The organism is Massilia sp. CT11-108, from assembly GCF_047302915.1.
Taxonomy (GTDB): Bacteria; Pseudomonadota; Gammaproteobacteria; order Burkholderiales; family Burkholderiaceae_D; genus Telluria; species Telluria orientalis.
Map to the genome: position 1 here is coordinate 1 of NZ_JBKYMO010000220.1, position 9205 is coordinate 9205.

At 64.4% G+C, this 9205-nt stretch carries 11 protein-coding genes and 1 pseudogene; 8 read left to right on the top strand and 4 right to left on the bottom strand.

All coding sequences use genetic code 11. The annotated features are described in order from the left end of the window. The 4 genes from tilS to cysS all read right to left on the bottom strand — a co-directional run. On the bottom strand, positions 1-532 hold a 532-nt coding region (gene tilS / locus ACEN88_RS17655), incomplete at its 3' end, for a tRNA lysidine(34) synthetase TilS (protein ID WP_413341591.1). Between the two features lie 23 nt (positions 533-555). Continuing rightward, a complete protein-coding gene (locus ACEN88_RS17660; RefSeq protein ID WP_413341593.1) occupies positions 556-1533 on the bottom strand; it encodes an acetyl-CoA carboxylase carboxyltransferase subunit alpha in 978 nt (325 codons plus the stop codon). A 61-nt stretch (positions 1534-1594) separates the two neighbouring features. After that, entirely contained in the window at positions 1595-2263 is a 669-nt protein-coding gene (locus tag ACEN88_RS17665) for a DNA-3-methyladenine glycosylase family protein (protein WP_413341595.1), read from the bottom strand. 20 nt (positions 2264-2283) lie between these two features. Continuing rightward, positions 2284-3681: a cysteine--tRNA ligase gene (gene cysS, locus ACEN88_RS17670; protein WP_413341597.1), complete on the bottom strand. Its 1398-nt coding sequence runs from the start codon at positions 3679-3681 to the stop codon at positions 2284-2286. 248 nt (positions 3682-3929) lie between these two features. Here cysS and ACEN88_RS17675 point away from each other — a divergent pair, with 248 nt between their 5' ends. From ACEN88_RS17675 to ACEN88_RS17710, 8 genes and pseudogenes are all read left to right on the top strand, one after another. Then, positions 3930-4532, top strand: a complete 603-nt coding sequence (locus ACEN88_RS17675) for a peptidylprolyl isomerase (protein WP_413341599.1) — start codon at positions 3930-3932, stop codon at positions 4530-4532. A 31-nt stretch (positions 4533-4563) separates the two neighbouring features. Further along, complete coding sequence (locus tag ACEN88_RS17680; RefSeq protein WP_413341601.1) at positions 4564-5058, top strand: peptidylprolyl isomerase; 495 nt, start codon at positions 4564-4566, stop codon at positions 5056-5058. A 59-nt stretch (positions 5059-5117) separates the two neighbouring features. Next, the gene (locus ACEN88_RS17685; protein WP_413341603.1) at positions 5118-5870 is read left to right on the top strand and encodes a UDP-2,3-diacylglucosamine diphosphatase; all 753 of its coding nucleotides are present in this window, start codon (positions 5118-5120) and stop codon (positions 5868-5870) included. Between the two features lie 140 nt (positions 5871-6010). After that, positions 6011-6376 (top strand): GntR family transcriptional regulator, encoded by a 366-nt coding sequence (locus tag ACEN88_RS17690; RefSeq protein ID WP_413341605.1) that lies wholly within the window; start codon positions 6011-6013, stop codon positions 6374-6376. After that, entirely contained in the window at positions 6373-7242 is an 870-nt protein-coding gene (locus tag ACEN88_RS17695) for an ABC transporter ATP-binding protein (RefSeq protein ID WP_413341607.1), read from the top strand. The genes ACEN88_RS17690 and ACEN88_RS17695 overlap by 4 nt, the downstream gene beginning before the upstream one ends. After that, positions 7239-8231, top strand: coding sequence for a hypothetical protein (locus ACEN88_RS17700; protein ID WP_413341609.1), 993 nt, complete (start codon positions 7239-7241; stop codon positions 8229-8231). Before ACEN88_RS17695 ends, ACEN88_RS17700 begins: the two co-directional genes overlap by 4 nt. A 4-nt stretch (positions 8232-8235) precedes the next feature. Next, positions 8236-8994 carry a hypothetical protein gene (locus tag ACEN88_RS17705; protein WP_413341611.1) on the top strand — a complete coding sequence of 253 codons (759 nt, stop codon included), beginning with the start codon at positions 8236-8238 and terminating at the stop codon, positions 8992-8994. After that, positions 8991-9205 (top strand): annotated as a pseudogene (locus ACEN88_RS17710) (hypothetical protein); the annotation flags it as partial. The gene ACEN88_RS17705 and the pseudogene ACEN88_RS17710, both read left to right, overlap by 4 nt.

Consider the following 9205-nt stretch of genomic DNA (forward strand, 5'->3'; position numbering starts at 1 on the left):
GTTCGAGGTCGGCGCGCGCGACACCCAGCAGCGGGCGCGCCATGGCCAGGCGTTCGTCGCCCAGCAGGCCGGGCGCGCGGTTGGCGGGATCCATGCCGGACAGGCCGGCCGGACCGGAACCGCGCAGCAATTGCAACAGCACCGTTTCGACCTGGTCGTCGAGGTGATGGGCCGTCAGCAGCACGCCGGCGCCATGGGCCCGGCACATCTCGCCGAGCGCCGCGTAGCGCAGCTTGCGCGCGGCAGCCTCGATGCCGCTCTTCCCTTTCGCGACGACGACAGCGCGCCAGTCGAACGGGATGCCCAGCGCAGCGGCGGCGGCCGCGCAATGGTCGCGCCAGGCGTCGGCATTCGGGCTCAGCCCATGGTGGACGTGGAAGGCGCGGGCGTTCAGGCCGTGCGCGTGCACGAGGTGCAGCAGCACCATCGAATCGAGGCCGCCGCTGAGGGCGACCGCGACGGGCGGCATGGCATCGGGAAGGTATGCTTCGCGCAGGGCCGCGATGGCCTGCCCGAACTGGGCGACAATCACGGCCGCCCCCTGCGTACGACGGCTCACTCTTCGCGCGGCGTCGTTTCCTTGAACTTGCCGTAGGCCAGCAGCTTGGCGTGGCGGGCATCCAGCAGTTCCCTGGTCTTCATGCCCTGGAACTGGCGCAGCGTGTCGGCCAGCGCGCGCTTGAGCATCTGGGCCATCTGGGCCGGGTCGCGGTGGGCGCCGCCCAGCGGTTCGTTGACGATCTTGTCGATCAGGCCCATCGCCTTCAGGCGGTGCGCCGTCAGGCCGAGGGCGTCGGCCGCGTCCGCCGCTCGCTCAGACGTCTTCCACAGGATCGACGCGCAGCCTTCCGGCGAAATCACGGAATACGTCGCGTACTGCAGCATCAGCACGGCGTCGCCGACGGCGATCGCCAGCGCGCCGCCCGAGCCGCCTTCGCCGATGATCGTGGCGATCAGCGGCACTTTCAGCTCGGCCATCACGTACAGGTTGTGGCCGATGGCTTCCGACTGGCCGCGCTCTTCCGCGTCGATGCCGGGGAAGGCGCCGGGGGTGTCCACGAACGTGAAGATCGGCAGGTTGAATTTCTCGGCCACCTTCATCAGGCGCATGGCCTTGCGGTAGCCTTCCGGACGCGGCATGCCGAAGTTGCGCATCGCGCGTTCCTTCGTGTCGCGGCCCTTCTGGTGGCCGATGACCATGCAGGACTGGCCGTTGAAGCGGGCCAGGCCGCCGATGATCGACTGGTCGTCGGCGAAGGTACGGTCGCCGTGCAGCTCATGGAAATCGGTGAAGATCGCGTTCACATAATCCATCGTGTACGGACGCTGCGGATGGCGGGCGATCTGGGAAACCTGCCAAGGGGTCAGCTTGGCATAGATGTCTTTCGTCAGTTGCTGGCTCTTCTTGGCCAGGCGGTCGATTTCTTCCGAGATGTCGACGGCGGAATCGTCCTGCACGAAGCGCAGCTCTTCGATTTTCGAATCGAGCTCGGCAATCGGCTGCTCGAAACTGAGGAAAGTTGTTTTACTCATTGTACCTCCGGGTGTGTTCGTGGCCGCGGAAGATCATCCGCGCGGCGGCAAGGGCGCTATTCTATACCGGAACCGGATCCAGGCTACGCCACAAATACCATGTGGCAACTGTTCGCCAGGGTTCCCAATTGGCGGCGACCTCGCGCGCATCGCTGCGCGAAACCGGCTCGCCGGAGAAGTAATTCTGGCTGATGCCCTGGATCAGGCCGGGATCGTCCAGGGGCAGGACGTTCGGTCTGAGCAGATTAAATATCAAAAACATCTCGGCTGTCCAGCGCGTGATGCCGCGGATCTGGACCAGCTCGGCGATGACGGCTTCGTCATCCATCTGCGACCATTGGTCGGCATGGACGCGCTTCGCCTTGAAGTGATCGGCCAGGTCGAGGATGTATTCCGTCTTCCGTTTCGACAGGCCGCAGCCCGCCAGTTCTTCCGCGCCGGCCTTGATGACCTGCGACGGCGTCATCTTCGGGCACAGCGTGCGCAGCTTCATCCAGGCGGTCTCGGCGGCCTTGACCGTCACCTGCTGGCCGACGATGGAGCGGGCCAGCGTGGTGAACGGGTCGGGATGGCCACGCAGGTGCATATCGCCGAATTGCGGGATCAGCTTGTTCATGATGCGGTCCCGACGCATGAGCTCGGCCTTCGCCTCCGCCCAGTACGGTGGGACGGAAGGCTGAACGTCCGGCGGCGCCGGGACGGCGCCCGCGAGGTCCTTGGAAAGTGCCATGCTCGTGCGCGGAGGGCCGGTCAGGCGCGACGCCAGTTGGTGCTGCCGTCCGGCTTGTCCTCGAGCACGACGCCGCCCGCGGTCAGCTCGGCGCGGATCGCGTCCGCCTCGGCGAAATTGCGCGCCTTCTTGGCGGCGGCGCGGCGCGCGATCGCGTCGACGATCGCAGCCTCAGTCAGGCCACCCTCGCCCGGCGTGCCGGCCTGCAGGAAGGCTTGCGGGCTGCGTTCGAGCAGGCCCAGCACGGCGGCCAGCGCCTTCAGCTGGCGCGCGGCCGCGACGGATTTGCTCTTGTTGACTTCCGTGGCCAGGTCGAACAGCTCGGCCACCGCCAGCGGCGTATTGAAATCGTCGTCCATCGCGTCGCGGAAGCGCTGCGCATGGGCTTCGTCCCAGTCGACGCTGACCGGCTCGCTGCCGAGGTCCACCTCGGACAAGGCCGTGTACAGGCGCGTCAGCGCGCCCTTCGCGTCGTCGATATGGACGTCCGAGTAATTCAGTGGGCTGCGGTAGTGGGCACGCAGGATGAAGAAGCGGATGACTTCGGCATCGTATTTCTTGAGGACGTCGCGGATCGTGAAGAAATTACCCAGCGACTTGGACATCTTCTCGTTGTCGACGCGCACGAAGCCATTGTGGATCCAGTAGTTCGCCATCGGCGGGCCGAACGCGCCTTCCGACTGGGCGATCTCGTTCTCGTGGTGCGGGAACTGCAGGTCGGCGCCGCCGCCGTGGATGTCGAAGTGTTCGCCCAGCATGGCGCACGACATGGCCGAGCACTCGATGTGCCAGCCCGGACGACCTTTACCCCATTTCGAATCCCATTTGGCTTCGTCGGGCTCGGATTCCTTGGCGGCCTTCCACAGCACGAAGTCGAGCGGATCGCGCTTGCCCGTGTTCACGTCCACGCGTTCGCCGGCGCGCAGGTCGTCCAGCGACTTGCCGGACAGCTTGCCGTAGCCCGGAAAATTCCGCACGGCATAGTTCACGTCGCCGTCCTCGCCCCGGTAGGCGAGTTCCTTCGTTTCCAGCTTTTCGATAATCGACAGCATGTGCGGCACGTACTCCGTCGCGCGCGGCGCGAAATCCGGCGGCAGGATGCCCAAGGCAGCAGTGTCTTCGTCCATCGCCTTGATGAAACGGGTCGTGAGCGACGTCATCGTTTCATTGTTCTCGACGGCGCGCTTGATGATCTTGTCGTCGATATCCGTGATGTTGCGGACGTATTTGACCTCGTAGCCCGATGCCTTGAGCCAGCGGTAGATGACGTCGAACGCCATCATCATCCGGCCGTGACCGACGTGGCAGTAATCGTAAACCGTCATCCCGCACACGTACATGTTGACCTTGCCGGACTGGAGGGGAACGAATACCTGCTTGTCACGCGCGAGCGTGTTGTAGATCTTGAGTTGGCTCATCGGATGTTTGCTAGAGGGTTGGAGCATGACGCTCGAAACGCAGCCTTGCGGCAGTGCCGTGACGTGGCAGGCGCGTCGGGAGTGTCAGGACAGCGAATCTTGGGAACCTTGTTCTTTTTGATAGAATCGGCAGTCCGTCGCAAAGTATAGCATTGATAAAATCCCGACTGGCCGCATATGCCATAGGTTTATTTTTCTGCAAAACCCTTGACAGCACTTTGCGCTATATCCACCGAGAGGAAGCTACGATGCACGTCCTGAAATCGCCCGGCGCCCGCTTTACTGCCCGCTTTGTCGCAGGTGTGGCCGCCCTGACCCTGTCCGCAGCCGCGTTCGCCGCCGACCCGCAAGTCTCGCTGAAAACGTCGATGGGCGAGATCGTGCTGGAGCTGAACCAGGAAAAAGCACCCATCACCGTGGACAATTTCCTCAAGTACGTCAAAGCCGGCTTCTACAAGGGCACGATCTTCCACCGCGTGATCGACGGCTTCATGATCCAGGCCGGCGGCATGGATGCCCAGTTCCATGGACGCAAGACGAACAAACCGATCAGGAACGAGTCCAACAACGGCCTGTCGAACGAAAAGTATTCCGTCGCCATGGCGCGCGAATCGAATCCGGACTCGGCCACTTCGCAATTCTTCATCAACGTGGTCGACAATCCCGGGCTCGATTATCCGAACATGCAGGGCTCGGGCTACACCGTATTCGGCAAGGTCGTGAAGGGCCAGGACGTCGTCGACAAGATCAAGGCCGTCGTCGTGGACGACATCCGGGGCCTCGAAAACGTGCCGGTCACGCCCGTCACGATCCAGTCCGCGACCCTCCTCAAGGGCGATAAAGTAAAATAACGAACTCGCAACTCCAACGATAGGAAAAAACATGACCACCGTACTCATGACCACCAACAAGGGCAACATCAAGGTCGAACTGGACGCCGACAAGGCACCGAAGACCGTTGCCAACTTCCTGGACTACGTGAACAAGGGTCACTTCTCGAACACGATCTTCCATCGCGTGATCAAGGACTTCATGATCCAGGGCGGCGGTTTCGAGCCGGGCATGAAGCAAAAGCCGACCGAGCAGACCGTCGAGAACGAAGCGAAGAACGGCCTCAAGAACGACAAGTACACGATCGCCATGGCCCGCACGATGGCCCCGCACTCGGCATCGGCCCAGTTCTTCATCAACACCAAGAACAATGACTTCCTGAACTACCCGGGCCAGGACGGCTGGGGCTATGCCGTGTTCGGCAAGGTCGTCGAAGGCCAGGACATCGTCGACCAGATCAACAACGTCAAGACGAGCCGTGCCGGCATGCACTCGGACGTACCGGCTGACGACGTCGTCATCGAAAAAATCGAAGTCGTCCAGTAATCTGAACAGGCAGGCATGACGCGCGGGCGCCCTGCTCCGGCGATTGATCCTGGTAGCACATGACCGCGCGCACGCTCGCACTCTTCATTTCCGACCTGCACCTGCAGGCATCCCACCCGCGTACGGCCGAAGCCTTTTTCCGCTTCCTGGCCGAACGTGCGGCGCATGCCGAGCGGCTTTATCTGCTCGGCGACATCTTCGAATACTGGGCCGGCGACGATGACCTCGACGACCCGTTCAACCGCAGCGTCGCCACCGCGCTGCGCCGCGTGAGCGATGGCGGCACGGCCGTCTACTGGCTCGGCGGCAACCGCGACTTCCTCGTCGGCACCGGCTTCGCCGAGGCGGCCGGCCTCACCCTGCTGCCCGAACCGCACGTGGCGACCATCGGCGGTTGCCAGGTCGTCCTCGTGCACGGCGACGCCCAGTGCACGGACGACGTCAAGTACATGGCCTTCCGCGCCCAGGTGCGCGACCCGGCATGGCAGAGCCAGTTCCTCGCCATGCCGCTGGCGCAGCGCAAGGCGATCATCGCCGGCCTGCGCGAAGGCAGCCGCGCGGCGCACGGCGAAAAATCGTACGAGATCATGGACGTCACCCCGGCCGCTGTCGCCGCGCTGCATGCGGACACGGGTACGGACATCATCATCCACGGCCACACCCACCGGCCTGCCCTGCACGAGGCCGGCGGCAAGCGGCGCTATGTGCTGCCCGACTGGGAACTCGACGCGGATCCCGTCCGCGGCGGCTGGATCGCAATCGACGAGGACGGACGCATCCTGCGCTTCGACCTCGACGGACAAACAATCTAACCCCTCTCAATCCTGCTAGGTCACCCTCGTATTGACCGCTGCCGACATGGTGTTATACTTCACTACAACACCACGACTCTACATCACCAACATGGAGGCAGGCATGACATGGACTGCACCGCGACGCAAGGAGGCCGGCAATGACGATCGGCTGGAATGACAACTCTCCAATCTACCGGCAGTTGAAGGACAGGGTGATCGGTATGATGCTCGATGGCGCCCTGAAGGCCGGGGATCCGCTCCCCTCCGTGCGCCAGATCGCAGCGGAATACCAGCTGAATCCGATCACGGTCTCGAAGGCTTACCAGGAACTGGTCGACGACAACTTAGTAGAAAAACGAAGGGGGATCGGTATGTACGTCACGGAAGGCGCGAGCGAGAAACTGCTCGCCAGCGAAAGGGAGCGCTTCCTGCGCGAGGAATGGCCGGCGATGCTGGAGCGAATCCGCCGCCTCGGCCTCAACATCGATCAATTGCTGCGTGAACCGGCCGGAGGCGACAAATGAGCGCCGTAATCGAAGCGAAAAACCTGACGAAGCGCTACGGCAAGCGCACGGCGGTGAACGGCATCGACTTCACCATCCCCGCCGGCCGCATCGTCGGCCTGATCGGTCCGAACGGCTCGGGCAAGACCACCACCCTGAAGGCCGCGCTCGGTCTGATCCCGTTCGAGGGCCAGTTGTCCGTGCTGGGCCTCGACCCGCGCACCCACCGCGACGAGCTGATGCAGGACGTCTGCTTCATCGCCGACGTCGCGATCCTGCCGCGCTGGCTGCGCGTGCGCGACGCCATCGACTTCGTGGCCGGCGTGCACCCGCGCTTCAACCGGGAGAAAGCGGAACGCTATATCGCGAACACGAAGCTGCAGCCGGGCATGAAGGTCAAGGAAATGTCCAAGGGCATGATCGTGCAACTGCACCTGGCCCTCGTGATGGCCATCGATGCGAAGCTGCTCGTGCTCGACGAGCCCACGCTGGGCCTCGACATCATCTACCGCAAGCAGTTCTACCAGAACCTGCTGGAGGACTATTTTGACGAGCACAAGACGATCGTCATCACGACGCACCAGGTCGAGGAAGTCGAGCACATCCTGACCGACCTGATGTTCATCCGCGACGGCCGCATCGTGCTGGCCGCATCGATGGAAGAGATCGGCGAGCGCTATGTCGAAGTGATGGTGCCGCAGGAAAAACTGAGCGCCGCCAACGCGCTGCAGCCGCTCGACCGCCGCACCGTGTTCGGCAAGGCCGTGATGCTGTTCGATGCCGGCCCCGGCGGCGCGTCGCGCCAGCAGCTGGCCGCGCTCGGCGAAACCCGTAATCCCTCCGTCGCCGATTTGTTCGTCGCGACCATGAAAGGAACCTACGCATGAACTCGAACACCATGAAATGGCTGCTCAGGCGCGAGTTCTGGGAGCATAAAGGCTCGATGTTCTGGGCACCGCTGATCGTCGGCTCGCTGCTCGTCGTGCTGCTGGGCTGCACGATCACCTACGGCATCATGCAGCACGGCATTCCCGCGCACGTGACGGTCAACGGCCAGACGCTGGATCACGCCCGCCTCGACCAGATCCTGCCCGAGGAAGCGAAGCTGGTGGTCGCGAAGATCGCCACCGGCATGTACCTGGGCGCATCGGCGCCGCTGTTTGCGATCCTGGTCGGCGTCGTGTTCTTCTACTGCCTCGGTGCACTGTACGACGAGCGCCGCGACCGCAGCATCCTGTTCTGGAAGTCGCTGCCCGTGTCCGATCCGATGACGGTGCTGTCGAAGGCCGCCATGGCGACGGTCGTCGCGCCCGCGATCACGCTCGTGCTGGCCGTCGCCACCTCGCTGGCGCTGCTCGTCATCGCCTGCCTGGCGCTCAGTACGCAGGGCCTGAACCTGTTCGCGTCGCTGCTGGCGTCGTCCGATCTGTACCTGTCGCCGCTGCGCCTCGCCGCACTGCTGCCGGTGTACGTCGTATGGGCGCTGCCGACCGTAGGCTGGCTGATCCTCGTGTCCAGCTGGGCGAAATCGAAGCCGTTCCTGTGGGCCGTCGGCGTGCCGGTCGTCGCGCTCGTCATCATCAAGTGGATCAACGCGGCGCTCGAGAATTTCTCCGGCCAGACGCTGCTGCTGTCGCACTACGCGAGCGACGTCGTCGCCCGCATCCTCGGCGGCATCGTGCCCGGCATCTGGTTCACGTTCCAGCCAGCCCTGCAGACCGGAGTGCGCCCGACCGAGAACGGCGTCGACATGAGCGGGCTCGTGTCCCAGTCGTACCTGTCGCTGGCCGGGATCGATGCCTGGATCGGCGTCGCGATGGGCGTCCTGATGCTGTATGCCGCCATCCGCATGCGCCGCTGGCGCGACGAAGGCTGAGGCCGTGCGCCCCGCCCTCGTCGCCCTCGCCCTGCTGTCCGCGTCGGCTTACGCGCAGGACATCGAGCCGGGCGCAAACCCGAGCGCAAACGGCGAAGGCGTAGTGCACGTGAATGCGATCAAGAATCCGGAGATGCATTCCTACCGCGCCATCGCCGCCGGCCTCGACACCTTCGACGCGCAGCACGCGCTGGCGCCCGCCGTCCCGCAACTGCGGTTCGCCGTACGCAAGCGTGGCGGCGCCCTTCTGGAAGGCGACCTGCCGACGGCGAAGCTGACCGCCGACGCGTTTACTCTGGCACTGCCGGTCGGCACGGACGCGCTGTTCGACGTCCCGCGCAGCCAGCCGGCGTGGGATGCGGACGCGGAGCTGGTGCTGAGCCGCAAGCGCAAGGACGTCCGGGTCTGGCCCTACGTGCGCACGCCCGGCCTGGCCGACAACCAGCGCCGCCTGGGCGACCTGCGGCTCGAATGCCAGGTCTTCGTCACCGTCGCCAAGAAGGAGGCGCCGTTCTGGGTCGTCGCGCTGGCCAACACCGTGTTCCTGACCGGCGACTGGTGCAGCTTCTTCAAGGACCAGGACCGCACATGGTCCGTGAACGTGGAATCGCCGCTCGCGTCCGCCATGCTGCGCGAAGGCGAGCGCACGCTGCCGCTGAAGGTGAAGGGTCGCCAGTTCGAGCTGCCGCTGTATGACGCCGGCTGGGGCAACGATGCCGTCGTCGACCTCGCGTTCGTCGCGCCCGAAGGAGCCACGCCATGAGAACCAGGCCTGTCGCGTTATTGTTCGCGCTCGCTTGCATCCTGCCGGCTGCACACGCCGACGAGCCCGTGCCATCGGTCCAGGTGAAGGGCATCGCGGATCCGGAAATGCGCTCGTACCGCAGCGTCGTGGCCGGCCTCGACGCGTTCGACGCGCATCGCGCGCTGGCGCCGCACGCCCTGCTCCGCTTCCGCATGCGCCACGCGGAAGG

Bases quoted from the DNA above. Each gene is read 5' to 3' on its own strand.
- ACEN88_RS17660 (WP_413341593.1), bottom strand. From the start codon at position 1,533: ATGAGTAAAACAACTTTCCTCAGTTTCGAGCAGCCGATTGCCGAGCTC.
- ACEN88_RS17665 (WP_413341595.1), bottom strand. From the start codon at position 2,263: ATGGCACTTTCCAAGGACCTCGCGGGCGCCGTCCCGGCGCCGCCGGAC.
- cysS (WP_413341597.1), bottom strand. From the start codon at position 3,681: ATGAGCCAACTCAAGATCTACAACACGCTCGCGCGTGACAAGCAGGTA.
- ACEN88_RS17675 (WP_413341599.1), top strand. From the start codon at position 3,930: ATGCACGTCCTGAAATCGCCCGGCGCCCGCTTTACTGCCCGCTTTGTC.
- ACEN88_RS17680 (WP_413341601.1), top strand. From the start codon at position 4,564: ATGACCACCGTACTCATGACCACCAACAAGGGCAACATCAAGGTCGAA.
- ACEN88_RS17685 (WP_413341603.1), top strand. From the start codon at position 5,118: ATGACCGCGCGCACGCTCGCACTCTTCATTTCCGACCTGCACCTGCAG.
- ACEN88_RS17690 (WP_413341605.1), top strand. From the start codon at position 6,011: ATGACGATCGGCTGGAATGACAACTCTCCAATCTACCGGCAGTTGAAG.
- ACEN88_RS17695 (WP_413341607.1), top strand. From the start codon at position 6,373: ATGAGCGCCGTAATCGAAGCGAAAAACCTGACGAAGCGCTACGGCAAG.
- ACEN88_RS17700 (WP_413341609.1), top strand. From the start codon at position 7,239: ATGAACTCGAACACCATGAAATGGCTGCTCAGGCGCGAGTTCTGGGAG.